Annotated in this window: 23 protein-coding genes; 13 read left to right on the top strand and 10 right to left on the bottom strand. The window is 72.1% G+C overall.

The window, feature by feature from the left end; genetic code table 11:
- Positions 1 to 31: 31 nt before the first annotated feature.
- Both OG349_RS26245 and OG349_RS26240 read right to left on the bottom strand, forming a co-directional pair.
- Positions 32 to 976, bottom strand: a complete 945-nt coding sequence (locus OG349_RS26245) for a hypothetical protein (RefSeq protein WP_327236934.1) — start codon at positions 974 to 976, stop codon at positions 32 to 34.
- A 50-nt stretch (positions 977 to 1,026) separates the two neighbouring features.
- The gene (locus OG349_RS26240; RefSeq protein WP_327236933.1) at positions 1,027 to 1,599 is read right to left on the bottom strand and encodes a dihydrofolate reductase family protein; all 573 of its coding nucleotides are present in this window, start codon (positions 1,597 to 1,599) and stop codon (positions 1,027 to 1,029) included.
- A 299-nt stretch (positions 1,600 to 1,898) separates the two neighbouring features.
- On the opposite strand from OG349_RS26240, the gene OG349_RS26235 reads away from it, so the two are divergent.
- On the top strand, positions 1,899 to 3,017 hold the full coding sequence (locus OG349_RS26235) for a Gfo/Idh/MocA family protein (RefSeq protein WP_327236932.1): 1,119 nt from the start codon (positions 1,899 to 1,901) through the stop codon (positions 3,015 to 3,017).
- Between the two features lie 132 nt (positions 3,018 to 3,149).
- On the opposite strand, the gene OG349_RS26230 is transcribed toward OG349_RS26235, so the two are convergent.
- Both OG349_RS26230 and OG349_RS26225 read right to left on the bottom strand, forming a co-directional pair.
- Positions 3,150 to 4,007 carry an NAD-dependent epimerase/dehydratase family protein gene (locus tag OG349_RS26230; protein WP_327236931.1) on the bottom strand — a complete coding sequence of 286 codons (858 nt, stop codon included), beginning with the start codon at positions 4,005 to 4,007 and terminating at the stop codon, positions 3,150 to 3,152.
- Positions 4,008 to 4,110: 103 nt separating this feature from the next.
- A complete protein-coding gene (locus OG349_RS26225) occupies positions 4,111 to 4,845 on the bottom strand; it encodes an RraA family protein (RefSeq protein ID WP_327236930.1) in 735 nt (244 codons plus the stop codon).
- A gap of 99 nt (positions 4,846 to 4,944) precedes the next feature.
- Here OG349_RS26225 and OG349_RS26220 point away from each other — a divergent pair, with 99 nt between their 5' ends.
- Positions 4,945 to 6,669, top strand: a complete 1,725-nt coding sequence (locus tag OG349_RS26220) for an SMI1/KNR4 family protein (RefSeq protein ID WP_327236929.1) — start codon at positions 4,945 to 4,947, stop codon at positions 6,667 to 6,669.
- Positions 6,666 to 7,292 carry a GNAT family N-acetyltransferase gene (locus OG349_RS26215; protein ID WP_327236928.1) on the top strand — a complete coding sequence of 209 codons (627 nt, stop codon included), beginning with the start codon at positions 6,666 to 6,668 and terminating at the stop codon, positions 7,290 to 7,292. Before OG349_RS26220 ends, OG349_RS26215 begins: the two co-directional genes overlap by 4 nt.
- Before the next feature lie 60 nt (positions 7,293 to 7,352).
- On the opposite strand, the gene OG349_RS26210 is transcribed toward OG349_RS26215, so the two are convergent.
- The gene (locus OG349_RS26210; protein ID WP_327236927.1) at positions 7,353 to 7,628 is read right to left on the bottom strand and encodes a hypothetical protein; all 276 of its coding nucleotides are present in this window, start codon (positions 7,626 to 7,628) and stop codon (positions 7,353 to 7,355) included.
- 259 nt (positions 7,629 to 7,887) lie between these two features.
- Here OG349_RS26210 and OG349_RS26205 point away from each other — a divergent pair, with 259 nt between their 5' ends.
- Positions 7,888 to 8,562: a hypothetical protein gene (locus OG349_RS26205; RefSeq protein ID WP_327236926.1), complete on the top strand. Its 675-nt coding sequence runs from the start codon at positions 7,888 to 7,890 to the stop codon at positions 8,560 to 8,562.
- A gap of 66 nt (positions 8,563 to 8,628) precedes the next feature.
- Here OG349_RS26205 and OG349_RS26200 read toward each other — a convergent pair whose 3' ends face one another.
- Entirely contained in the window at positions 8,629 to 9,543 is a 915-nt protein-coding gene (locus tag OG349_RS26200) for a Gfo/Idh/MocA family protein (RefSeq protein WP_327236925.1), read from the bottom strand.
- A gap of 207 nt (positions 9,544 to 9,750) precedes the next feature.
- On the opposite strand from OG349_RS26200, the gene OG349_RS26195 reads away from it, so the two are divergent.
- The 4 genes from OG349_RS26195 (at position 9,751) to OG349_RS26180 (ending at position 14,671) form a co-directional block, all read left to right on the top strand.
- The gene (locus OG349_RS26195) at positions 9,751 to 11,268 is read left to right on the top strand and encodes a hypothetical protein (protein WP_327236924.1); all 1,518 of its coding nucleotides are present in this window, start codon (positions 9,751 to 9,753) and stop codon (positions 11,266 to 11,268) included.
- Positions 11,265 to 12,455, top strand: coding sequence for an ARPP-2 domain-containing protein (locus OG349_RS26190; protein ID WP_327236923.1), 1,191 nt, complete (start codon positions 11,265 to 11,267; stop codon positions 12,453 to 12,455). Before OG349_RS26195 ends, OG349_RS26190 begins: the two co-directional genes overlap by 4 nt.
- Before the next feature lie 99 nt (positions 12,456 to 12,554).
- Positions 12,555 to 13,574, top strand: a complete 1,020-nt coding sequence (glnII, locus tag OG349_RS26185) for a glutamine synthetase (RefSeq protein WP_327236922.1) — start codon at positions 12,555 to 12,557, stop codon at positions 13,572 to 13,574.
- Between the two features lie 455 nt (positions 13,575 to 14,029).
- Positions 14,030 to 14,671: a winged helix-turn-helix domain-containing protein gene (locus OG349_RS26180; protein WP_327236921.1), complete on the top strand. Its 642-nt coding sequence runs from the start codon at positions 14,030 to 14,032 to the stop codon at positions 14,669 to 14,671.
- A 100-nt stretch (positions 14,672 to 14,771) separates the two neighbouring features.
- Here the strand turns inward: OG349_RS26180 and OG349_RS26175 are convergent, their stop codons facing one another.
- Both OG349_RS26175 and OG349_RS26170 read right to left on the bottom strand, forming a co-directional pair.
- On the bottom strand, positions 14,772 to 16,319 hold the full coding sequence (locus tag OG349_RS26175) for a PepSY-associated TM helix domain-containing protein (protein ID WP_327236920.1): 1,548 nt from the start codon (positions 16,317 to 16,319) through the stop codon (positions 14,772 to 14,774).
- A gap of 72 nt (positions 16,320 to 16,391) precedes the next feature.
- Positions 16,392 to 17,129 (bottom strand): hypothetical protein, encoded by a 738-nt coding sequence (locus tag OG349_RS26170; protein ID WP_327236919.1) that lies wholly within the window; start codon positions 17,127 to 17,129, stop codon positions 16,392 to 16,394.
- A gap of 114 nt (positions 17,130 to 17,243) precedes the next feature.
- Between OG349_RS26170 and OG349_RS26165 the strand changes: the two genes are divergently transcribed.
- On the top strand, positions 17,244 to 18,236 hold the full coding sequence (locus tag OG349_RS26165; protein ID WP_327236918.1) for an NAD-dependent epimerase/dehydratase family protein: 993 nt from the start codon (positions 17,244 to 17,246) through the stop codon (positions 18,234 to 18,236).
- A 34-nt stretch (positions 18,237 to 18,270) separates the two neighbouring features.
- Here OG349_RS26165 and OG349_RS26160 read toward each other — a convergent pair whose 3' ends face one another.
- A complete protein-coding gene (locus OG349_RS26160) occupies positions 18,271 to 18,765 on the bottom strand; it encodes a DUF4259 domain-containing protein (RefSeq protein WP_327236917.1) in 495 nt (164 codons plus the stop codon).
- Between the two features lie 296 nt (positions 18,766 to 19,061).
- Between OG349_RS26160 and OG349_RS26155 the strand changes: the two genes are divergently transcribed.
- The 3 genes from OG349_RS26155 to OG349_RS26145 all read left to right on the top strand — a co-directional run bounded on the left by OG349_RS26155 (position 19,062) and on the right by OG349_RS26145 (position 22,667).
- Positions 19,062 to 20,324 (top strand): sensor histidine kinase, encoded by a 1,263-nt coding sequence (locus tag OG349_RS26155; protein ID WP_327236916.1) that lies wholly within the window; start codon positions 19,062 to 19,064, stop codon positions 20,322 to 20,324.
- Positions 20,309 to 20,962 carry a response regulator transcription factor gene (locus tag OG349_RS26150; RefSeq protein WP_327236915.1) on the top strand — a complete coding sequence of 218 codons (654 nt, stop codon included), beginning with the start codon at positions 20,309 to 20,311 and terminating at the stop codon, positions 20,960 to 20,962. Before OG349_RS26155 ends, OG349_RS26150 begins: the two co-directional genes overlap by 16 nt.
- A 205-nt stretch (positions 20,963 to 21,167) precedes the next feature.
- The gene (locus tag OG349_RS26145) at positions 21,168 to 22,667 is read left to right on the top strand and encodes a DUF1996 domain-containing protein (protein WP_327236914.1); all 1,500 of its coding nucleotides are present in this window, start codon (positions 21,168 to 21,170) and stop codon (positions 22,665 to 22,667) included.
- 37 nt (positions 22,668 to 22,704) lie between these two features.
- Here the strand turns inward: OG349_RS26145 and OG349_RS26140 are convergent, their stop codons facing one another.
- The gene (locus OG349_RS26140) at positions 22,705 to 23,190 is read right to left on the bottom strand and encodes a hypothetical protein (RefSeq protein WP_327236913.1); all 486 of its coding nucleotides are present in this window, start codon (positions 23,188 to 23,190) and stop codon (positions 22,705 to 22,707) included.
- 135 nt (positions 23,191 to 23,325) lie between these two features.
- Between OG349_RS26140 and OG349_RS26135 the strand changes: the two genes are divergently transcribed.
- Positions 23,326 to 25,317, top strand: a complete 1,992-nt coding sequence (locus OG349_RS26135; RefSeq protein WP_327236912.1) for a hypothetical protein — start codon at positions 23,326 to 23,328, stop codon at positions 25,315 to 25,317.
- Positions 25,318 to 25,326: the final 9 nt, after the last annotated feature.

Here is a 25,326-nt window from a genome sequence, read left to right as displayed (position 1 = left end):
GAGTCCTGTCGTACGGGCGCCGGAACGCGGGTCAGGGCGCCTCGAAGACGATCCTGGGAACGCGGTCCATGTAGGCGGGGCTCGGCGTGCCGGGTGGGAGTGCGGGGCGCAGCCGGTCGAAGACGGCCGCGACGCGGTCCGGGCCGTACTCCCTGATGTCGTCGGTCGCCTGGAGCAGCACCCCGCCGCCGCTCAGGGGGACAACACGGGCGAACGCGGGTGATTCGGCGAGGGACTCGGCGCCGCCCAGTCGGCGCGTCACGCCGGCGGAGCAGACCGTGACCCAGGAGTAGCCGCGCAGGACGGAGTCGAGGCCCGGGAGGGTGTCGTCGGGGAACAGCCCCAGGGCGACCTCCAGTTCGGTGCGGTCGGCGTCCTCCCCGTCGTCGGCCAGCGAACCGAACAGGATCTCCGGATCCGCGCGGAGCCGCCGGTCGAGGAAGTCGAGCCAGCGCCGCTGGACGTCCCGGCTCGTCGCGGGATCGGTGAACTCCCTGCTGGAGGCCCGGACCGTGAGGGTCCCGAAGTCCGGTGCATCGACGTCCCGGACGACGGACGCCGCCCAGTGCTCGGAGCCGGGAAACCCGTTGGAGGCGAGCCGCCCCAGCGACACCCATGCCTTCGCCGGTACTTCGTCCAGCCGTCCGAGGAACGCGTCCCAGTTCTGCGGCGTCCACACCTGGCGGGAGAGCTTCGTGGACTTTCCCGGCTTGTAGGCGGGAGACACCCACAGCGTGCCCCAGAGCTCACCCGGTTCGCCGTACGGCACCCCCGGACGCCGCAGCACCGACGCCCGGCCCTTGAGGTCGAGCCCGTTGGCGAACGGGTCCAGGCGCGGCCCCGTCAGGACGCCGAGGGCGTCGAGCAGCCACGACTCCACCCAGGCGCGGAACGCCGACGTGTCGGCCGGAATCGCCCGGCTGACCGTCACGGTCACCTGGTCATTGAGCGGCGTACGGGACGAGGGCTGATCCATCGTTGTGAGTGGACGGCGTTGTCTGTGGAGGGCCTTGTCTGTGGGTGTTGTCAGTGGATGACGTCGAAGACGTTCTTCTGGAGGCCGTTGGGGTAGGTCTCGTGTTCGGTGAGGTGGAGCTTTTGGGTGTCTTTGTCCGTGGTGCTGAACAGGCGCTTGCCCGCGCCGAGGAGGAGGGGGAAGACCAGGAGGTGGTAGCGGTCGATCAGGCCGGCGTCGGAGAGGTTCTGGTTGAGGGTGGCGCTGCCGTGGATGATGATCGGGCCGCCTTCGGTCTCCTTCAGTGCGGCGACGTCGTCGAGTGAGCGCAGGATCGTGGTGTCGCCCCAGTTCGTGACCAGGTCGTTGTCGGTGAGAGTGGTGGAGACGACGTACTTCGGCATGACCTTGTACGTGGCGAACTCCTCCATGTCCGGCCAGACCGCGCTGAACGACTCGTAGCTGGTCCGGCCCAGGAGCATCGCGGCGGCTTCCTCCTGTTCGCGGCCCTTGATCTCGAACGCCTCGGGGAGGAACTCCACGTCCTTGAAGGTCCAACCCGAGTTCCGGTAGCCGGGCTCGCCGCCCGGGGCCTCCACGACGCCGTCGAGTGAGACGAAGGCGGTGCTGATCAGGGTGCGCATCTTGCTCTCCTGTTGTGACTGGTTGCTTGGCTGGTTGGTTGGTTGGTCGGGACGGTTCGCCGACTCTCAGTGATTGATTGACCGGTGATCGCTGGGAAACTCATCGGAATTGTTCGGTGTGGTGCCAGTGTGTTGTCACCGTTTTGCCGGCGCGGACCGACCGTACGCTTCCTCGTGTACGGGCCCGGCAGCGGCGTGGCCCGAGTCGGGGTCGATCGGGTACCTCCACGGGCGGGCGGCGGGTGCGCTTATCGTTCAGCAGCGAAACAAAACCGGTCCAGGTACGAGGAGCGAATGACGTGAGTGCGAGTGGGGCGCCGGTGCGGTTCGGGCTGGTCGGGACCGGGTGGCGGTCGGAGTTCTTCGTACGGCTCGCCCGCGCGCTGCCCGATCGGCTCACTGTTGTCGGGGTGGTCAGCCGGTCCGCCGAGCGGGCCGCGGAGGTGGAGGCCGCGTGGGGCGTGCCCGTCCATCGGAGCGTTGACTCGTTGACGGCCGGGGTGGGGGGAGCAGCGGGAGCGGGGGACGTACAGCCGGAGTTTGTCATCCCGTCCGTGCCGTGGGACGCCACCCCGCGCGTGACCAAGGAACTGGTCGCCCTCGGCGTCCCCGTCCTCGCCGAGACACCCCCCGCCCCGGACGCCGAAGGCCTGCGGGACCTGTGGCGGGCGACCGGCGGCAGTGTGCTGGTGCAGGTCGCGGAGCAGTATCCGCTGATGCCGGGGCACGCGGCGCGGCTGCGGCTGGTACGGGACGGAGTCATCGGTGACGTGACCTCCGTACAGCTGTCGTCCACGCACCTCTACCACGCGGTGTCCTTGATCCGGCACCTGCTCGGGGCCGGTTTCGAGCCCGCCACCGTGACGGCCCGGGCGTTCACCGCCCCGCTCGCCGATCCGCTGTCCCGCGACGGCTGGACGGACGATCTGACGCCCCGGGACGCCGAGACGTGCCTGGCCTTCCTCGACTTCGGCGGCGGGCGGATGGGGCTGTACGACTTCACCGACAACCAGTGGTGGAACCCGCTGCGCGGCCGGCGCATGGTCGTACGCGGCTCGCTGGGCGAGATCGTCGACGACCAGGTGGTCCGGATGGCCGACCCCCGTACACCCGTGGAATCGCCCCTGGTCCGCCGCCTGACCGGCACCGATCTCAATCTGGAGGGGCGGGAGCTGCACCACATCTCCTTCGACGGCCGGGTGGTCTACCGCAACGAGTACGTCGGGGCGCAGCTCTCCGAGGACGACCTCGCCGTCGTCGACCTGCTGTGCCGTACGGGCGCGTGGGTGCGCGGCGAGGGGCCGGAGCCGTACCCCCTCGCCGAGGGGTGCCAGGACCATCTGCTCAGCCTCGCGATCCAGGAGTCCGTACGAACCGGGCGGGCCGTCACCACGGAACGGGAGGCGTGGGCGGGCTGAGGCGTGGGCGGGGTGAGGCGTGGGCGGGGTGAGGCGTGGGCGGGGTGAGGCGTGGGCGGGGTGAGGCGTGGGCGGGGTGAGGCGTGGGCGGGGTGACGGCCCGGGGGGTGACGGCCCGGGGGGGGAGGGGTGTCAGGAGGTGATCGTGTTCCGCCAGGAGTGCCGCGGTTCGAAGCCGAGCGCCTCGCGGGCGCGGTCGATGGCCAACAGCGTCTCGTACGTACCGATCTCACGCGTCAGCTTCACCCCCGGGAACACCTCGGCCAGCAGCTCGGCCGACGGCCGGTCCATGACGGTGTCCGCCGCCGCGATGACAAAGCTGGGCGCGCCGGTCACGGGCGCGGTGAGCCCGAGGCGGCAGGCCGCGGCGGCGTCGCGGGCGTCGATGTAGCCCCAGAGGTTCCACTTCCGCAGGTGCGGGTCCGACCAGTAGCCGGGCACCAGCCGGTAGTCGTCCTCGACATGGACGTTGGACAGCCGCAGCGCCACGAAGGGGATGCCCGACCAGTCGGCGACGTGCTGGGCGGTCGTCTCGCTCGCCACCTTGGAGAGGGCGTAGGTCGAGGTGGGGTACGGGTAGTGGTCCTCGTCCACCGGCGCGTACCGGGGCGGGACGTCGAAGGGCAGGCCGAGGGTGGTCTCGCTGGACGCCCATACGACGCGGGAGAGCTTGTTGTGCGCGGCGGCGAGGAAGACGTTGTTGTTCATCGCCAGGTTGGTGTGGAGCGTGTGGGCGGCGGGGAACAGGCCGGGCGCCGGGATGTTGGCCAGATGGACCACCGCGTCGACCTCGCTGAGGGCGTCGACGGCCTGCCCGTAGTCGGTCAGGTCGGCGAGCAGGAGCGGTACGTCCGTACCGGCCGTCCTGCCCCGCTCGCCGCCGTCGGTCGCGATGTCCACGGCCAGGACGTCGAAGCCGTGATCCAGGAGATCCGCTACGACGACCTTGCCGGTCTTTCCGGTGGCTCCGGTGACAGCGACGGTGGTCATGGGTCCGCTCCTTGCTCGACGGCGTTTGTCGATGGGTGACGCGTCGTTCCATCCTCCCCTGTCGGTGCCTCCCCCACCACCGCGTCACGCCCCCGGCGTACGCCTACTCCTCGATCGCCCCGCCCACCGCGCGAAGGTGGTCGCGGAAGGTCAGGTCGGGGTTACGGCGCCGCTCGGCCAGGTACGTGTCGAATCGGACCTGGGAGCGGAGGGAGGCCCCCGCGCGGATCCGTTCCGCCTGCCGGTGTTCTGTGTCGCGGATCGTCTCGGCCAGGTTGAGGAGGTCCTCGATCCCGGCGGCGGGGAGGAAGAGGGCGCCGTCGTCGTCGGCGACGACCAGGTCGTCGCGGCCCACGGTCCACTCCCCCACCGCGGCGGAGGTCAGGGCGTCCTGGGGGCGGGGGTCGAGGCGTTGGGGGCCGGTGGGGAGCGTCCCCAGGCTGAAGACCGGGAGTCCGATCGCGCGCAGGTCGGCCGTGTCGCGGTGCAGGCCCCAGATCACGATCCCGGCCAGTCCCGCGATACGGGCCTCCAGGGCCATCAGGTCGCCCACGCAGGCCTCGTCTTGCCGTCCGGCGTTGTCCACGACCAGTACGTCGCCGGGGTCGGCCCCTTCGAAGGCCTCCAGGAAGACGTCCACGCTGCCGGTGTGACGGGCGGGGACGACCCGGCCGGCCAGGCGGCTGCCGGGTTCCAGGGCGCGCAGGGCGGTGGGGGCGCAGCGCACGGGGATACGGGCGCGGATGCACGCGTCCGCCAGATGGGCGGTGGTCACCGCCGCGAACCGGCTCTGGAGATCATTGTCGTTCGCGCCTGTGGTGCCTGTGGTGTGTCTCACGTCTGTCATCCTCGCGTACCTCTCTCTGTGCTGGGGGGAAAGTCTGGCATCGGCCGCCGGGATGTGTCCCTTGTCCGTGGGCGCTGGCACCATGACCGCATGAAGATCTACAACTGGCGGCCGTTCCTGGACCGGTGGAGTGCGGACTGGATCGACTCGCCCGGCGCGGAGGGGCGCGAGGACGCGGCCGAGGAGATCGTGCGGGACCGGTGGCTCGGGTTCGCGCCGGCCGGTGCGGAGCGGATCGCGGCCCTGGAGGAGCGGCTGGATGCGGAGTTGCCGCCGTCCTACCGGTCCTTCCTCGCGGTCACGGACGGGTGGCGGCCGGCCGGGACGGCCGTCGAGTTGCTCGGGACGGTGGACGGAGTCCACTGGCACAAGGGCGCCGAGCTCCAGGAGCTGTACGAGAGCGCGCTGGACGAGGAGTCGTCCGACGACGAGGTGGTACGGGCCGGGATGCGGGGGCGCGCGCTCCAGCTGTCCGTCGCGTCGGACGCCACCGACCTCCTGCTCGACCCGGGTGACGTGAACGCGGACGGTGAGTGGGCCGCGTACCTCCACCGTGCGTGGTCGGGGGAACTGCCGGTCCGTTACGAGTCATTCCTCGACCTCATGCAGGCGCTCTTCCGGGACTTCCACCGGAGCAACGCGGGCCCGGAGTTCGTCAACGCGACCACGCGCGAACTCGACGCGTCCGTGGAGGAGGCGCGGGTGGCGTGTCTGGCGGGTGAGGACATCGACGAACAGCTCGATGTGTTCGAGGACGCGGCGGAGCACGGCCGGCCGCGGGCAGGTGGGTTCCGCGACGAGCTGACGGCCCTGCTGAACGGCCGGCCCGGTGACACGGGGGGCCGACTGCTGCCGTACGAGCCGGTCGGGCCCTTCCGCACGGCGGTCGACACCGCGCGGGAACAGGCCCGTTGGGGCGACACCGACGCGGCCTGGCGCACGCTCGCGACGGCTGTGGGCACGTGGGAGGCGTACGGCAACGAACACGTCGCCCCGGTCGGGCTCCTCGCCGATCCGATACTCGGTCCGGTGATCACTCCGGAGCGGGGGCGGTACCTGCTGGAGACGCCACGCGGGGGTGGGCGGGGCGGAAGACACGAGGGTGGGGCGTGGGACGCGGCCGGGCTTGTGTCCCGGGAGATCGGGCTCACCTGGCTCGCCGATCACGTGGAGCAGCCCGGCGACTACCGCTTTGTCCTCGTCCGGGACGTGTCGCCGGAGGAGGTGGCCGCGCGGGTCGGAGAGGGGCCGCTTCTCCCGCCGAGCGACGAAGGGGACATCCGGCGGCGGTCGTTCGGCCCCGACGGCCGGCCGGTGGTCCGGGTGGGGTCGGCCGGGGAGGGGTGGAGTTTCGCCTATGGGACGGTCCTGGAGCCGTTCGGGTCGGGGCAGTTGAACGATCCGGGCGAGCGGGCCTCACGCGGCACCGAGGCGGTCACCATATGGGTCGAGCGGGGCGACACCTCGGCGGGACGGCCCGGCGTCTTCTACTTCTCCTGCGCGGAGGACGGAGAGCGCGGGTACGGATTCACCGTGCGCGGGGACGAGATCGAGGAGTGGGGGGACGTTCCCGAGGCCCTCGATCCGGAGGAGCTGTTCCCGGGCGCGGAGGTGCCGGAGGACTCCGTGGAGTCGGAGGAGTCGGAGGAGTCCTACGAGGACGAGGGGCCGGCGCCGGTTGCTCTCGACGTGGACGACGAGTACGAGGCGCTCGACGCGGTCACGGGGATTTTTGGTGTCGCGCTGCCCCAACTCGCGCTGCGGCGGGGACGGTTGCACACCGTTGCGACCGGGCCGTGGATCGCTGCCCGATGACCACCACACCGGGGCCCGAGCCGATCGAAACGGAACGGCTCACGCTCGTCCCCCTGAGGGTCGGGCACGCGCGGGAGATGGCCGTGGTGCTCTCCGATCCCGCTCTGCACGGCTTCATCGGCGGGGCTCCGGAGACGGAGGCGGAACTGCGCGTGCGCTACACGCGGATGGTCGGGGGATCCCCGGATCCGGAGGTGTCGTGGTGCAACTGGGTGCTGAGTCTCCGCGCCGAGGGGGCGGAAGGCGCCAGGGGCGCCGAGGGGTCCCGGGACGGCGGGGGCGCGCTGGCCGGGACCGTACAGGCCACGGTCACGTCGGCCGACCCCGGCAGCGCCCCTGGCCAGGGCGCCGTCGCCGAGATCGCCTGGGTGGTAGGAACCCCCTGGCAGGGCCACGGACTCGCCTCCGAGGCCGCGCGAGGGCTCGTACGGTGGCTGGAGGCGCGCGGCGTCGGCACGGTCGTCGCGCACATCCACCCGGAGCACGGCGCCTCGGCCGCGGTGGCCCGCGCGTGCGGTCTGACGCCGACCGACGTGTGGCACGACGGGGAGGTGCGCTGGGAACGGCGGCTCGGTGGAGCGGCGGGTAATGGAGAGGGGGTAAGCGGCAAAGCGGGCACCTGACGGTGCCGGACGCCGGACGCCGGAAACAATCCCGTACGCCCGGCGCCCCGGCCCGCGCCCCTACCCGATCAGCGCGCGCACCATGCGGCACGTCGTGTCGGACGGCGGGTGGATGCCGATCCTGGCCGCCGTGCTCCTTATCCTGCGGTTGCCGGCGTTCTCCGGGTGGTACACGCCCGAGTCCAGCAGGGCGATGGCGAGGCGCATGGCCTTCAGTCGGCGGTTGTGGGTCTCGTACCACTCACGCGGCTGTCCCGCGGGCAGTGGCTTGCGCTCTGGCGTCGGCTGGATCCGGATCGTTTTTGTGGTAATTGTCGTGACTGTGGCAACGGCCATCGGCGACCTCCCGGCACGGTGGTGGAACCCTCACGAACTCCCTCAATTCTACCGCCCCCCACTGACAATCGGGCCTGGCCAGAGGCTGTTTGACGGCAAGAAAGCAGCCCGGCGGCAAGAGGGGCGGAAGAGGCTGGAACGGCGGTGCCGGAAGTTGACGCCCCCGCGATTGAGCGGAACGAACGCCCCACCCGTATCCCAGGGCACACGGAACCCCAGCCGGCCCGCCGCGCGCGGCCGGGAACAGGAGCCCCCACACGTGTCCCGCAAGAAGACGCTCAGCCGTAAGAAGAAGATCTCCCTGCTCGTCGGGGCGGCAGCCCTGGTCGGCGGTACGGCGGTGGTGATGACCGGTACGAGCCAGGCGTCCGTCGCCTGTGACGGGTTCGCGACGGCCCTCGGCAACAACGAGGCGTTCATCGCCGGGCAGCGGTCGGCTCCCGACGCCCAGTCCGAGGCGCGGATCGCCAACCGGGTGGCGGTCATCGAGCAGATCAAGGTGCAGCAGAAGGCGTCCGGTTGCCGGGTCGGTGAGGGCAGCAAGGGCGTGGTCGCCGGTGGTGCGGCCCAGAAGCCTCCGGTCGTGAAGCCCCCGGTCGTGAAGACTCCGCCCGCCACGACGGCCCCGGTCACGACCCCGCCCGCGCAGCAGCAGCCCGCCACGGGCGGGGCCGACAACGGCGCGGGGCAGGTCGTCTGCCCCGGCTCGACCGTCACCCTCTTCAACGAGGAAGGCGCCCCGGGCGCCTCCAGCGGTCAGTTCCCGGTCGGTACGACGCTGCGCGTGACCAACCTCGACAACTCCAAGTCGACCACGGTGAAGGTCACTTCGACGTCGGCGAGCTGTGTCCTGCTGAACAACGCCGCGTTCGAGCAGGTCCGCGAGCCGGGCAAGTTCCTGATCCGCAAGGCCCGGATCGAGCGCGTCGGCTGAGGGGGGACGCAAGACCTGCGGCGGTACGGGTACGGGCGCCAGCCCCCGTACCCGTACCCCTCGCGGCTACTTCCCCGCCGCCGCCACCTGCTTCTCGGCCTCCGCCAGGATCTCGGTCAGCCGCAGTCCGAACCGCACGTCACACGCGTGCGGCAGCCCCGTGCGGACCGACGCCAGCAGCGCGTCGACCGCCGCCTCGAAGGAACCGATCGGGTCGCCCCACTCCTCCGGCAGCGACGCGATGCCGTGCTCCCCGTTCACGACGAACCCCGTGCCCGACCCCTTCGACGGCGCGCTCAGGCTCAGCGCGGCGGTGCTCGTCGCGCCGGACGTGTGCCGCAGGACGAGGTGGGTGAGGTCGGGCTCGCCCCGTACCGCCGTCACCTCGGTGACGTCACCGAGCAGCGGGATCAGTACGGACAGCGCGTGGGGGCCGACGTCCCACAGCCCGCCCTTCTCCCGGCGCCACGGCGAGTCCGCGAACGGGCTGCTCACCGCGCTCGGCCCGTACAGCGAGCCGAGCCAGTGCGCGTGGGCCGTGAACCAGCCGCCGGTCGCGACCTGTTCGTCGATCCAGGCCGACGTCACGGGCGAGAAGCGCAGCGTGCAGAAGACCACCGACGCGACGTTCGCGGCCGCGGCGGCGTCCGCCACCGCGCGGGCCCCTTCGACGGTTGTCGCGACCGGCTTGTCCATGATCAGGTGACAGCCGGCGGCCGCGGCCCGTACCGCGAGCGGTGCCTGGACGTCCGGCGGCAGGGCGAAGGCGATGGCGTCGCTCTCCGCGAAGAGCGCGTCGATCCCGGCCTCGCCGGAGTGCGCGGTGGTGTCGTGGGCGGCGGCGAGGGCCACGGCCGCCTCGGGGCGCCGCCCCCAGACACCGCTGAATTCGAGGCCGGAGTGGGCGGCCAGGGCCGGGGCGTGCGTGCGCTCCGCCCAGGGGCCCGCGCCGAGGAGTCCGATACGTGGTGGCTTGCTCATGGCGCTCAGTGTGCACCGGGCGTGCGACGGGGGCGCGGCCAGGGCGGAAATTCCGTGGCCGGGGTGGTGGGGGTCGGTGTTACGTTGCACGGGCCGGCCGCGGGCCTCCGGTGCGACTTCCGGGACTTGCCTCTTGAGCAAACATTTCGCTGTTCGCGCCCCCATGCCCCGGCCGGCATCCGACGGCACGTACCGGGGGGGGACACCGTGGCCGAGACCTTCGCGGATCTGATCGCGGCCGAGGACGTGCTGCTGTTCGTGAACGCGGCCGTGACAGCGACGGGACAGCGGGAGTTCCGCTCCGACGCGCACGCGCAGCGGCTGTCGCTGGACTTCCTGCACGCGTACGTGTGCGTCAACTACCGGCCCCTGTATGCCGCCACACTCGCGCTCGACATCAACGACCACAACGCGGCGCGGATCATCGAGACGCTGCTGCGCGGCGCCGGTGAGGCGAGCGCGGAGGAGAAGCGGGTGGAGGGGCGGCTGATCGCCCGGCGGCTGGCGGTGCTGCCGCCGCAGCGGGTCTACCGGCTGTTCCGCGCGCTGCGGGCGGCCCGGGTGAACAACCGCCGTACGCGCGCGATCCTGCGCGACTGGCTGGCCGCGCGGCCGGATCTGGGGCACGACGCGGTGAAGTACCGGCGGGGTCTGAAGACGGCCGCGCGGCACGCCCATCTTCCGCTCGGGGCGAGCAAGGAGGGGGTACCCGCCGAAATCGGTGATTTCCTCTTCGCTCCCGGCCGGCGCACGAAGTACCGGCATCCGCTGCTCGACGCGCACCGCCGTGCCCACTACGAACAGGGAGCGCTGTACGAGCTGCCGTTCACGGTCGCCGAGGGGTTCGCGGGTCGGCACGGCGTGGGCCGTGAGGCGCTCGTGGAGCGGATCGCGCCCCGGATGACGCGGCTGGAGCGGCTGCGGACCCAGGAGTCCACGGGGGTGCGGACGGAGCGGACGGAGCAGCGGACGGATCTGACCGTCATGCCGGTGACCCGCCTGGCGCTGTACGTCCTGTCGCTGCCCCTGGACGAGCGGGTACGGCGGCGGGCGGAGCTGACGAAGGCGCTGCGGGCGGCGGCGCGCCGCACGGCGGGGCCGTACCGGGGGACGTGGGGGCGGGTCGCCGCCGTACTGGACGACAGCTATTCGTCGTCCGGTTCGGGCGAGAAGCGCCGCCGCCCGCTGGGTACCGCCCTGGCCTGCCACTTCCTGCTGGGGTCCCTGGCGGCGCCGGGCGCGTACACGGCGTGGTGGACGTCGGGCACGGCGGATCCGCTGCTGGTACGGCCCTGGGGGCCGACCCCGCTCGGGACGCGGATTCTCGACGCCCTGGAGCACGCCCCCGAGCGGCTGGTGATCGTCTCGGACGGATGGGACAACGCGCCTCCCGGGCTCGCGGGCGAGGTGCTGCGGGTGTGGCGGACGCGGCTCGACCGGGAGGGGCGGACGAGCGTGGTTCATCTCAACCCCGTATACGACACGGATGGTTTTGACGTACGCCGGCTCGCACCGAGCGTGCCGACGGCGGGGATCAGGGACGCGGAGGATCTGCCGGCCCTGGTGGAGATCGCGCAGTTCGCGGAGGGGCGTACGGGCATCGCGGAGTTGCGGGAGTACCTGGACCGGCGGGTGGCGCTCTTCGTGGAGGACGACTCGTTCTGTTACTTCCCGGGTGAGCCCGTGGGCGTACCGGACGGGTCCGCGCGGGACGGACGGCGATGACCCGGCTCGACCTGACGGGGCTGACCACGCGCCCCGCGCAGGTGTGGGGCGGCATCCGGCTCGTGCCGCTGGTGCGCGCGGAACCGGTGCCCGGACTGCGGCTGCACGCGGAGATCTACGCGGGGCTGGGCGCGGTCGCGCTCGACGACGGCACGGAGTACCTGTCGTACGTCCCGCACGGTTTTGTCGCGGACTGGTCCGGGGAGGAGACGGAACCGGGACAGGGCAACGGACAGAAGGCAGGGCAACGCGCCTCCTACGGGACCCAGTTGGGCGCCGGGCGGCCCGACACCGTGACCGTCCACCGCCACCACCGCATGGTGAAGCGCCGCAGGCCCGGCAAGGGGCTGTCCGGCGGCGCCGCCACGGCCCGCTGCCGTTTCCTGCCGCTCCACCTGGCTCTGGAGGGCTATCTGGCGCTGCACTTCGGCGGTCCCTCCGTCGCCTGGGAGGAGTGGTCACGGCAGGCGGTACGGCAGGGGTTCTCGCCCCGCGAGGAGGAGGCGTACCTGGGGCTCGACGTCCGGGGACTCGCCGACGCGCTGCGGGTCTTCGAGATCCACCCCGGCCAGTGCGGGGTCCTGGTCCACACGGCCGACTCCCTCGCCGCGGCCTTCGTCGTACCGCATCCGGACGACTACCGCGCGCTGCACCCGAGCCTGCTCCAGGACCTGTACGGCGAACTGGTCCACCAGTACGCCCACTTCGGCGCGCCCGTCGCCGAGTTCGAGGCACGGATCTCCGGCCGGTACGTGGCGACCCTCGCCGGTCTCCGGGCCCGCGCGGTGGCGCAGGAGCGGCTGTGGAGCGAGACCCACGGGGACGTCCTGGCGCGGGAGTTGCTCACGGAGTCGTACGCCTCCGAGCGGGTCTTCCGGATGGGCTCGTACGAACTGCGCCGCTTCCTGCCGCCGTTCCGGCGCGGCGGCGCGGAGCAGCACATCGGTGAGCTGATCACGGACCACAAGGGGCGCACGGCGTACCTCAAGACGTTCCGGCTGTCCGACGCGCAGATCAGGCGCGGTCATCTGCTGAGCGTGCTGGCCGCGCACGACTGGCGGTTGGACGGGACGGCGGCGGCGCTGAGCACCACGTACGAAGAGCTGGTGCGCCGGATGGGCGCCGCCGGGTTCGCGCCGCTGCTGAACGAGCACGTGGTCGCTCGGAGGATCGCGGAAACAAAATAAACCTGAGTAACACGCAGTTCATGAACGGGCAACAACCGGGACATGACAGATTGCGACGCTTCTGGCCACAACTGCTGCACCCGCAAAGGATGAGGCCCCGTGACCTTCAAGGCTGAGTACATCTGGATCGACGGAACCGAGCCGACCGCGAAGCTCCGCTCGAAGACGAAGATCCTGGACGACGGTGCCGAGCTGCCCATCTGGGGCTTCGACGGATCGAGCACCAACCAGGCCGAGGGCCATGCCTCGGACCGTGTGCTCAAGCCGGTCTTCTCCTGCCCGGACCCGATCCGCGGCGGGGGCGACGTCCTCGTCATGTGCGAGGTCCTGAACATCGACATGACGCCGCACGAGTCCAACACCCGGGCGCAGCTGACCGAGGTCGCGGAGAAGTTCGCGGGCCAGGAGCCGATCTTCGGCATCGAGCAGGAGTACACCTTCTTCAAGGGCGCGCGCCCGCTGGGCTTCCCCGAGGGCGGCTTCCCGGCCGCGCAGGGCGGCTACTACTGCGGCGTCGGCGCGGACGAGATCTTCGGCCGTGAGATCGTCGAGGCGCACCTGGACAACTGCCTCAAGGCGGGTCTGGGCATCTCCGGCATCAACGCCGAGGTCATGCCGGGCCAGTGGGAGTTCCAGGTGGGCCCGCTGGCGCCGCTGGAGGTCTCGGACCAGCTGTGGCTCGCGCGCTGGCTGCTCTACCGCACCGCCGAGGACTTCAACGTCTCGGCGACGCTCGACCCGAAGCCGGTGAAGGGCGACTGGAACGGCGCGGGCGCGCACACCAACTTCTCGACGAAGGCCATGCGCGAGACGTACGAGGCGATCATCACGGCCGCCGAGTCGCTGGGCGAGGGCTCGAAGCCGCTCGACCACGTCAAGAACTACGGCGCGGGCATCGACGAGCGGCTGACCGGTCTGCACGAGACCGCCCCGTGGAACGAGTACAGCTACGGCGTCTCGGACCGCGGCGCCTCCGTCCGCATCCCGTGGCAGGTCGAGAAGGACGGCAAGGGGTACATCGAGGACCGCCGTCCGAACGCGAACGTCGACCCGTACGTGGTCACGCGCCTGATCGTGGACACCTGCTGCACGGCGCTGGAGAAGGCCGGACAGGTCTGACCGGGCCGTACCGGACCGGAACCACACGCAGCTGAGGGGCGACCGCCGGGCAGGCGGTCGCCCCTTTCGCATGAGTGCGGAGGAGCATCCAGGAGGCGTCCGGGAGGCATCCGGGAGGGGACTTCCGGGCCGACGGGAGGCGTCTTCGGCGCCGCCGGAAGGTGGCGTGCGACCCGTCCCGCGCCCGGCGTGCGCGTAGTCGCGTGAAAAGGGTCTGCTGCCCCGGGCAGCCATCTGCTTCAATGGGGGCATGGCCAGCTTCCAGCACACCGCGACGGGTCGCATCGACCTGGAGCCGTTCTGGCCGTCCCGGCAGCATCACGATTTCGACCGGGTGTGTTGTCGCGCGAAGAACGCGCCGGCCCTCTAAAGCTTTCCTTCTGGCCTTCGGCCGCCGCGCATGACGTACGTCCTGTCGACACGACGACTCCTTCGCGCGAAAGAGCTGACCTCTCATGGCGAACCCCCGTTCCTTCTCCGCGGCGACCGCCGCCGCCCCGCTCACCCAGAAGCCGCCCGCCCCCGGCCGTCACCGGCTGCGGGCCGTCGACCGTGACGAGACCGTCCCGGCCGCCTTCCCCGCCGCCGTCACCGCCGGGCAGGCCGTGGACTTCCTGCCGCCGGGCGCGACCTGGCTGCCCGCGCCGCAGCACACCCTGCCCTCCCTGCCGGGCCAGCCGCCGATGGTCGGCTACCTCGTGCTCGTCCCGGCCGACCAGCACGCGGCCGCCCTCGCCGCCTCCGTGCCGTACCTCGCCGCCGACCCGGCCGACCGGGCGGCGGGCCGGGGCGCCGCGCCCAGGACCGAGAGCGCCGGCGGCCCGGTACGGATCGACAGCGTCCAGCGGACGGCCCTGGTGGACGGACAGCAGCTGGACCTGACCTACCTGGAGTTCGAGCTGCTCGCGCACCTGGTGGCGCACCCCCACCGGGTGCACACCCGGGACCAGCTGGTCACGACGGTCTGGGGCTACGGACACGTGGGCGACGGCAGGACCGTCGACGTGCATGTGGCGCGGCTGCGCCGGAAGCTGGGCGTCGAGCACCGCCACACCATCCAGACGGTACGGCGGGTCGGGTACAAGTACGCCCCCTGAGCCCCCTGCACCGCCTGAACCATCTGAACCGCCGGCCACGGCACACCGGCACGAGGACGCACCGGGACCCTGACGGGCCGGTGCGTCCTCGGTTCACGCCTCAGGCCGTCTTCTTCGGATCCTGCCTCGCCCGCGCGCGGGCCGACAGGCCCAGCGCGCCGTCCAGCAGCAGGAACGCGAGCAGGCTGATCCCCAGCAGCGGGACGAACCAGCCGACCACCGCCGTCACCGCGGCCAGCGGCAGCAGCACCTTCAGGGGCACCTTCCGCCAGGCACCGCGCGCCATCGGCCGGCCGACGCCCGTCCTCCGCTCCTGGGTGGGCCTGCGCTGCCACCACATGCGGTAGCCCCAGAGGATGATCAGGATCAGCGACAGGGCGAGCGCGGCGAGGGCCAGCTGGTTCACGAGCCCGAGGAAGACCCCCATGTGGGCGTCGATGCCGAAACGGGTGAGCTGGGCGAGCACGGGGTAGTCCGCGAAGCGCAGCTCGTCGATGACCATGCCGTCGGCCGGGTCGACCGCGACCGAGTCGAGCCGGACCGGGAACTGGGTGTCCGTCTGCGCGACGACATACCCGTTCCCCTCCGTCGGGAGCGTCACCTGCAGCGGTCCGTCGAGGCCGGCCTGGCGCGCGGCGACGACCGCGAGGTCCACCCCGACGTCCATGCCCTCCATGCCGGGCATGTCGTCCGTCATCCCCGGCATGTCCTCGTGGCCCTCGTGTCCCCCGCCCGTGGAGCCCGTACCGCCGTCGAGCGTGGCCGAGACGGAAGGAGTGGAACCGCCGAGCTGGTCCTGGATCTTGCCTATGTTGGCGCCCGCGTACGTCGACCAGGTCAGGCCCGTCGCGGAGAGCAGGACCAGTCCGGTCACGGCCCACAGGCCGAGCGAGCCGTGCAGGGTGAGCGTCCTGCGCCGGCCGGTGGCCCCGCTCTCGGGGAGGAACAGGGCGCGTTTCGAGGTACGCCTGCGGGCGAGCCACAGGACCACGCCGCCGAGGGCCACGACCCAGAGCCAGCTGGCGGCCAGTTCGCTGTAGAGACGGCCCGGTTCGCCCAGGTGGAGATGGCGGTGCAGCTCGGAGAGCCAGGTGCGCAGCGGGAGGGCGCCCGAACCGCCGTAGCTGGCCAGCTGGCCCCGTACCTCCGCGGTGTACGGATCGACGAAGACCGCGAGGGACTTGCCCTCGCCGACCTCGGGGGTGGACATCAGGACGCGGGTGGTGGCGCCGTCCTCGGACGAGGGGCGTACGGACGTCACCTTGCCGTCCGGGTGCGCGGTACGGGCCGCGTTGACCTGGGTGGAGAGCGGGAGGACGCGGTCGCCGACCGGGACGCGCAGCTCGTGGCGGTAGACCACCTTCTCCGCCTGGAACGAGAGCGAGTAGAGGAGCCCGCTGACGGCGGCGACGAGCAGGAACGGGGCGATGAGCACGCCCGCGTAGAAGTGCAGGCGCAGGACCAGCGGACGCAGCGAACTCCACGCGGACGGGGTGCCGGTGGGGGTGCCGGTGGTCGTGGCGGTGGGGGTACCGGTGGTCGTGGCGGTATCGGTGGGGGTGGCCGCCGGGTCGGTCAGAGTGTCGGAGACGGTGGAGGCGGTGCCCTTGACGGGGTCCGCGTCCTTGAGGGGATCGTCGATGGCCATGACTGTCCTAGGTGTGGGCGTGGGCAAGGGGGAAGCGGCCCCGGTGCCGGCCGACGTCAGACAATGAGGACGTCAGACAATGAGGACGAGCGCGGCTCCCGGGTCCGTGGTGCGAGCGGTGCGCACGACGGGCGGACCACGCCGGGACAGGCTGTGGGCGAGGACCACGCCACGGAAGCGGCGCGGGGCGGGGGCGCCCGGGGCGAGGGGGGCCGGCCGGGGTACGACGGGCAGGCGGGCCGGGGCGAGCGGCAGCCGCAGCGGGATGAGCGCGAGGGCGCCGAGTGTCCGTGCGAGCTGGAAGAGCGCGGCCTCGCCCCGGGCGAGCCAGAGGGCGCAGACGGCGGCGGCGAGCACGTGCGCGGCGATCATCGCGACCGGGGTGTCGGTGACGGCGGCGAGCGCGGGCTCGCCCGTACCGCCCGTACCCATGTCCATGCCGGGGCGCCCCCCCATGCCGGACACCATGCCGAGGCCGGAGTCGAGACCCGCGCGCGCCCCGGCGCCTGTCCCGGTCATGGCGTGCCGGTCGTGCGAGGCCGGGGACGGTCCGTACGGCAGCACCCCCGCGAAGAGCAGATGCAGCGTGCCCTGGACGGTGAGCAGTCCGGCCCCGAGGGACAAGAACCCCCGGCGGCGCCCGCCGGCGAACCAGGCGACACCTCCGGTCGTCCCGAAGGCGGTCAACAGCGCCCCGAACGGGATCTCGTGCCCGGACGTGTACAAATGCCCCAGCGCCGCCAGCGTCACACACACCGCCGCGAAGGCCGCGGCCCGCAAGGCGCGCATCGGCGACCGGGCATCTGTCATGGTCCGCACATGCTGCCATCCCGACCGGGCGCGCGGCAGGTCCCAAAAGCCGCCGATTCGCCTGGCGGCGAACTTCTCTTTCCGGTGCGCGCGGCGGCGGGCAGAGTCGGTTCCATGAGACTTCTCCTCCTCGGTGGTACGGAATTTGTCGGGCGCGCCGTCGCGGAGGCGGCGGTGGAGCGGGGGTGGGAGGTGACCGCCTTCCACCGCGGCCGGCGTGCGGCGCCGGACGGCGTGACGTCCGTGCTGGGCGACCGGACGGACCCCGACGGGCTCGCGGCGCTCGCCGGCGGAGCCTGGGACGCGGTGGTCGACACCTGGTCGGCGGCGCCCTCCGTGGTGGGCGAGGCGGCCACGGCGCTCAAGGGGCGCGTGGAGCGGTACGCGTACGTGTCCAGCCGGTCGGTGTACGCCTATCCGACCCCGGCGGGGCTCACGGAGGACGGTCCGCTGGTCGAGGGCGCGTCGGCGGACGCCGGGCGGACCACCTACCCCCAGGACAAGCTGGGCGGCGAACTGGCCGCGGTGGCCGCCTTCGGCGACCGTGCGCTGCTGGTCCGTGCCGGGCTGATCCTCGGTCCGTGGGAGAACATCGGCCGACTGCCGTGGTGGCTGGGGCGGATCGCCCGGGGTGGACCCGTGCTCGCTCCGGGACCGCGCGACAACCCCCTCCAGTACATCGACGTGCGTGACCTCGCCGCGTGGATCCTGAGCGCCGTCGAACAGGGCCTCGGCGGCCCGTACAACCTGGTCAGCCCTCCCGGGCACACCACCATGGGCGAGCTGCTCGGCGCCTGCGTCCGGGCCACGGGCTCCGACGCCGAGCTGCGCTGGACCGGCCCCGGGCCGATCCTCGCCGCGGGTGTCGAGCCGTGGACGGACCTGCCCGTCTGGCTCCCGCCGGGCGAGCTGCACGACACCCTGCACCGGGGCGACGTCACCAAGGCCCTGGCCACGGGCCTCCGCTGCCGCCCGGTGGAGGAGACGGTCACGGACACCTGGACCTGGCTCCGCTCCCTCGACGGCCGGGCCCCCCAACGTCCGGACCGTCCCCCGGTGGGCCTGTCCCCGGAGGTGGAGGCGAGGCTCCTGAACGCGGAGGCGTGAGGAGCCGAGACCCGTGGACCGCGCGCCGGGCCCCTCAGGCCAGAGGCCGGACCGCCCCCGACAGCACCGGTATCGCGGCAGGTATCGGACCCATCGGACCCGGCATCCCGGCCACCGACGCCGCCAGCGCCGCCCTCAGTGCCGTCACCCCCCGCCACCACGGGCCCGCCTCGCCCTCCGCGTCCGCCCACAGTTCGCGCAGCTCGGAGTCGTCCGCGAGGACGCGGTCCAGGGCCAGGACCGCCACGTTCCTCAACTCCCCCGGGAAGCGCGGCAGCGGCTCGTCGGGGCCGTACACCGTCTCCACCGGCGGGCCCCCGGGGCACTGCGCGGCCACCAGTGCCGCCGCCGCGACGGCCACCACCGCCTCGCTCTCGTCCGGGCCGCCGAGAACGCCGGTCGTACCGGTCACCCGGACCAGCGCCTCCCGGACCAGCTCCGTCCGGCCTTCCACGGTGGCGTCGTCGAGATCGGCGGCGAAGTCCGCCGCGGTGTCGCTGTCGAAGTGTCCGGTGTCCCACGTGCCCATCGTCCGCCCCTGTTCGCCCGATCCGTCGATGTGTCCGATCGTGCCACCCCCCACTGACAATCGGCTCTGACCTGGGAGGACCGGGGAGGACCGGGGAGGACCGGGGAGGACCGGGGAGGACCGGGGAGGACCGGGGAGGACCGGGGAGGAACGCCCAGGAGTGATCAGGGGTGGTGCTGGCAACACCCCCCGCCGGGGTGCGAACCGGCTGCCCTGCCGCGCCACCCCGCCGCCAGACTGAGGGCCTGCCCGGGGGCCGGGCCGGGGCCGTCCGGCCGCGAAGGAGAGGGACCATCATGAACGCAACAGACATACGAGGCGCGGTACAGGCCGCCGGCCGGGGGCTGGTGCTCGGGCTCACCGCGATCGTGGGATCGGTCACCCTCTTCGTCCTGACCGTGGTGTCGCTCGCGCTCACCCCGCTGGGCATCGGCTTCCTCACCACCCCGTCGGCGCTGGCGGCGGTCAGGGCGCACGCCAACCACCGCCGCCTGCTGGCCGCGAAGTGGTCCGGGGTACGGATCCCGCCGCCCTACCAGCCCCTCCCGGACGACGTACGCGGCGGACTCACCGGCCGGGTCGAGCGCACCGTACTCCTCCTCAAGGAGCCCGCCACCTGGCGTGATCTCCGGTGGCTGCTGGTGGACATGACGGCGGGCTTCGCCGTCGCGATCGCGGCCGCCTGGCTGATGCTCTTCCCCGTGGAGGGACTCGTGCTGGCGGCGGGCCTGTGGCGGGTGTTCGCGGACGACCGGTACTGGTACGCGTTCGTCCCCGTCGACAGCCAGCTGACCGGCCTGCTCGCGTTCGCGCTCGGCCTGGTGATCCTCGCCGCCGGTGTGCGGTACGCCCCGACGCTCGTACGGGCCCACTTCACCCTGACCAGGGCCCTGATCGCCCCCACCCAGGAGGAGGAGCTGGCGCGGCGGATCGAGCGGCTCACCGAGTCCCGGCACGACGCCGTGGACACCTCCGCCGCCGAACTGCGCCGCATCGAGCGGGATCTGCACGACGGGGCGCAGGCCAGGCTGGTCGCGGTGGGCATGGACCTGGGCACGGTCGAGGCGCTGATCGAGAAGAACCCGGCCAAGGCCAAGGAGTTGCTCGGCCAGGCGCGGCTGTCGTCCGCCGAGGCCCTGACCGAACTGCGTGATCTCGTACGCGGGATCCACCCGCCGGTGCTCGCGGAGCGCGGTCTCGGGGACGCCGTACGGGCCCTGGCGCTGCGGCTGCCGCTGGAGAGCGAGGTCAACGTGGAGCTGTCCGGCCGGGCGGAAGCGCCCGTCGAGTCCGCCGCGTACTTCGCGGTGAGCGAGGCGCTGGCGAACGTGGTGAAGCACGCGGGCGCCGAGCGGATCTGGGTGGACATCTCGCACAGTGACGGGATGTTGCGGATCGCGGTCACCGACAACGGCGGGGGCGGAGCGGCGATCGGGAAGGGGTCGGGGCTGAGCGGCCTGGAGCGGCGACTCGGTACATTCGACGGAGTCCTGGCCGTCAACAGCCCTGTGGGCGGTCCCACCATGGTGACCATGGAGATTCCTTGCGCGTTGTCCTAGCCGAAGACCTCTTCCTGTTGCGCGACGGTCTCGTACGGATGCTGGAGGCGTTCGACTTCGAGATCCTCGCGGCGGTGGAGACGGGGCCCGAACTGACCAAGGCCCTGGCGGAGTTGGAGCCGGACGTCGCGATCGTCGACGTACGGCTACCGCCGTCCCACACGGACGAGGGCCTCCAGTGCGCGCTCGCCGCCCGCCGGGCCCGCCCCGGCCTGCCGGTCCTCGTCCTGTCCCAGCATGTCGAGCAGTTGTACGCGCGTGAGCTGCTGGCGGACGGCACCGGCGCGGTCGGCTACCTGCTCAAGGACCGGGTCTTCGACGCGGAGCAGTTCATCGACGCCGTGCGCCGGGTCGCGGGCGGGGGTACGGCGATGGATCCGCAGGTGATCCAGCAGCTGCTGTCCCGCCGGGGCCAGGACAAGCCGATCGCCGCGCTGACACCGCGCGAGCGGGAGGTCATGGAGCTGATGGCGCAGGGCAGGTCCAACGTGGCGATCGCCGGTCAGCTGGTGGTCACGGAGCGTGCGGTGGCCAAGCACACCTCCAACATCTTCGCGAAGCTGGGCCTTCCGGTGTCGGACGACGACAACCGGCGGGTGCTGGCCGTCCTCGCGTATCTGGACCGCGGCCGGACGTGAGCGGCCGGGGACGCGCCGCGCGAAACCTGCGGGGCCGGGGACGAGTCGTGCCGCAATGGGGGGTATCCGCCCGTTTTGCCGCCGGAGATTTCAATGAATTCTCAGAACCTCTGAACACTCCCCGAATGCCGTCCGTATGGAACGGAGCGCTTCGCTTCCCCTGCCGCGATTTCCCTGTAACCGGCAACGAAGCTTGAGGAGTTCCATGGCACGCACAGCGAGAAGAAAACGTTCCACCGTGGCAAACCGGGCGATTGCCGCCACGGCTGCCTTGCTCCTGGGCGGGGGTGGGCTGATAGCAGCCAATTTCTACGCATCCGCGGGTGAGGGCTGGTCGAAGGACAAGCAGCCGCCTGCCCAGGCCGAGAATGCCGCGCAGCAGATGTCGACCATCGACTGCCCCGAAGTGGCCAACGCCATCACGGACGTGCCGGAAGCGGCCCGTGCGGCGGTCGACGGGGAGCTGGCCGGGATCGACAGCCAGATCACCGAGGCTTACCAGAAGTTCGCCGATCAGAAGGCACAGATCGAGCAGGATCCCACCGTTGCCGACAATGCGATTCTCAATCCGTTGAAGGACAAGCGCCTGGAGAGCTTCGGCAAGATCTCCGCGGCGATCACCGGCGCCGGCGGGCAGCAGCCGCAGGGTCTTGAAGCCCTCGCGCCGTGCACCCTGCGGGCGCAGGCGCAGGACCCCGCCGCCTCCCCGGACCCGTCCGCGGCCGAGAGCGCCCCGGCCGAGGGCCAGGACGCCGGTGCGCAGAACAACGGGCAGGCCAGCCCCAGCGCCAGCGCGCCTCCGGCGGCCGGCCAGGGCGGCAACGGCCCGGACGCCTCGGACTTCGTCAGCATCAAGTCCGTCCGGCCGAACGTGGTGAAGCCGCGCAAGCTGCGCCAGGCGTCCCGGGGTTCGTTCACCACCTCATGCGGGGTGAACGCGAACAAGAAGTATAATTCCGACAACGTCATTGTCGCGCCCGGTGTGAGCAACGGCGCCCACCACATGCACGATTACGTGGGCAATCAGGGCAACAACGCCTTCGCCAGTGACGACGCGCTCGCCGCGGCCGCCACCAGCTGCCGCAATCAGGGCGACAAGTCGACCTACTACTGGCCGGTGCTCCGTCTCCAGAACGGCCAGGCCGAGTTCGACGTCAACGCGGACGGCGGCGGCAAGGAAGGAAATGCCGGAAAGATTCAGACGCCCAACGAGGTGACTCTGAAATTTGTCGGCAACCCGACCTCCAAGGTCGTCGCGATGCCCCGCTTCCTGCGGATCATCACGGGTGACGCCAAGGCCTTCGTCAACGGAAACGCGAACGCCAACGCGTCGTGGAGTTGCACCGGATTCGAGAACCGCCAGCTCAAGGACAAATACCCGATCTGCCCGCGCGGCAGCAAGGTGGTCCGTACATTCAATTTCCAGAGCTGCTGGGACGGCCAGAACACCGACAGCGCGAACCACCGCACCCACGTGGCCTTCGCCGATGCCAACGGTCGCTGCCAGAACGGGTTCAAGGCGATTCCGCAGCTCCAGCAGCGGATCGTCTACCGCGTCCCGCCGGGCCCCGGCTTCGCGGTCGACTCCTTCCCGGAGCAGCTGCACAAGCCCGTGACCGACCACGGTGACTTCATCAACGTGTTCGACACGCGGATCATGAACAAGATGGTGAGCTGCCTCAACGCCGGAACCAGTTGCCGCTGAGGCAACCGGCCCGACGCAGTCGGCACCACCACGCCGGTCAGCGCATGGACGGCATATCCTCCATACCGTCCATGCCGGGCATGTCACTCATGTCGTGACCGGTCGGATCGGCACTCGTCCCACCACCGTTCTGCGCGTGGTGGGACGAGCCCGTTTCCACCTCCCCGCCCAGCCGGCCACGCACCGTGGCGACCACGGCCGCCTCGCCGACCACGACCCACTTGCGGCCGACGAGGTACGAACCGCCGTAGTCCTTGGCCTCGTTGATCCACTCGCGCTGGCCGCGGTCGGTGGCGAAGGTCGCCAGGACGTACTTCCCGTCCCCGGTCGCGCAGTTGGCCTGCCGCAGCTCGGCGGCGTCCGTCGAGATGTTGGGCTCGCACTTCGCCTTCGAGGCGAGCTGTTCGAGGCTCCCCGTCGCCGTCTTCGGCACCTGGGGGGCCTTGTTGTCGTTCGCGCCGCAGCCCGCCGTCAGGACCAGGGCCAGAACCGCGACTGCCACACCTGCTCGTTCCGTACGCATACGGCCCATCGTGCCTTGTCGAACGCGTCTTCGTGTGGCCTAAGTCGTAATAAACGGAATGAGCGGAATGACTCATTCCGGGGTGACCACGGGATTCCGGGGTGACCATCGGACCAATCGCTCGTTCTGCTGCACGTGCGCCCACACGACTCCGTCACCGCCCCCGCCCCCGCCCCCGCCGCCGCCACCGCTGCCGCCCCCACCGCCGGTCCCGTCGACGTCGACCAGGCCGAGGCGGCGCTCGTCGAGCACTACCCCCGTCTCGTACGGATCGCCTACCTCGTCCTCCCCCCGTCCCTCGGCCGGAACCGGCGCGTCCTGACCGCGCACGCGCTCGTCCAGCGCTCGCTGCCCCGCGGCCGAACCGCCACCGTCGACGGCGTGCTCCCGGGACCGCGCCGGGCGGGCGGCGGAGGCGGCTCCGACGGGGCGCGGAACCCCGGTTACACGTACGTACGCGGCCGCGTGCTGCGCCAGGCCCTCGACGCCGGCCGCCCGCTGACGCTCCTCGCCCGGCCCCGCCGCGCCCAACTGCCGCCGGTGCTGCCGCACGTATGGGGCCTGCGGCTCTTCCCGCGCTCCGGCGGGGCCGACGAACTCGCCCTCGACCAGCGGCTCTCCGCCCTCTCCGGGGCGGCCAGGGCCGCGTTCGTCCTGCGCGGCCTGGAGGGGCTGGCGGACGCCGACGTACGGCGCACGCTGGGCGCGGCCGGGGCCGAGGACCCGGCGGGGGCGCTCGCCCAGGCGGTCGCCGCCGAGACGCCGGAGAGCGGCGCGCTGCTGCGGTCGGCCGAGTTCGACCCCTGCTCGCTCCAGGCCAGGCCCACCGACCTGATGCGCCGGCGCCAGCACGCGAAGGCGGCGCTCGCCGCGACCGCCGCCCTGCTCGTCTGCGGGACACTCCTCGGGCTGCCGGGGGACGGCTGGGGCCCCGAGAGCGCGGCGGCCCCCTCGTACGCCCGCAACCCCATGGCCCAGTCGGCCCTCGACCCCGCGAAGGTGCGCCGGGTCGCGCCCACCTTCTGGGAGAGCTCCGCCCGTACCGACTTCTCCGCCTGGCCCACCCGTGGCGCGCTGGCCGCCGACACGGGACTGCTGCGGCGGGCGCTGGCGGTCTGGGCGCGGCCGGGCCGCACCGTCCAGGTCTCCACCACCCCCGGGACCCCGTCGGGACCGCCCATGGGATCACCGCAGTTGCTGTACGCGGGCCGGGTCGACGCCGCGCGCGTCGTGCTGCTGTACGACGGCCTGCGGGTCGTGCGGTACGCCGAGGCGACGGACGGCGGCGACGCGGCGGGGCTGGACTTCGCCCGGGTCGACGGCGCGGACGGGTCCGCGTCCGGGGCGCTGGTGGTGGCGCGCTCGGACAGCAACGTCCGCTATCTGACGGCGCCTTGGGTGACCCGTACGTCCGTACGGGACCTGCGCGACCCGGCTGCGGAAGCCCGGCCGCTGGGGCGGGACGCGGACGGCGTGACGGACCCGATGGACAGCCCGGCGACGGCCCGCGACTGCGGGTCCTGGGACACCCTCGACCTCCGGGACGGCTCCCACGACCGGCTGCTCACGGACCTCGGTGAGCTGACGCCGGCGCGGCTGACGTCCGGGCCGCCGTCGTCCCCCTCGGACGTGTCGAGCGCGCGGGACCGGGTGGCGTGGGCCAGGACCGCGTGTCTGCTGCCGACCGTCCGCTCGCACGGGGTGCGGTCGGTGAACTCCTGGGCGTTCGCGCGCCAGACGCTGCCGGAGGCGAACGGCACGGCGGAGTGGCTGTGCACCCGCGCGGAGACCTGGCGGGGTACGGGGAGCCGGGTGCTGGCCCAGTTCCAGCCCCCGTCGGCCACGAAACCCGCGTCGGCGGGGGCGATCGCGGCCCGCGCGGAGGACTCCCTCGCGTGCGGGGCGCGGGGGCCGCGTGAGGTGCTGGCCGGGGTGCTCTGGAAGTCGCGGGGCGGCCAGTGGTACGTCCTGGCGGCGGGCAGCGAGGAGATCAGGTCGCTGGAGGTGTCGGGCGGGGTGAAGGGCACCGCGAAGGGGCGGCTGCTGGCGGTACGGGCCTCGGCGGGCGCGCGGGCGGAGTTGAAGGGGGCCGTGGAGGGCGGCGGGTCGGTGGGGGCGCTGCGGTGACGCGGGGCG

This window comes from Streptomyces sp. NBC_01317, from assembly GCF_035961655.1.
GTDB lineage: Bacteria > Actinomycetota > Actinomycetes > Streptomycetales > Streptomycetaceae > Streptomyces.
The sequence above is the reverse complement of the archived record's forward strand: the minus strand, read 5'-3'. Positions and strand labels throughout refer to the sequence as shown.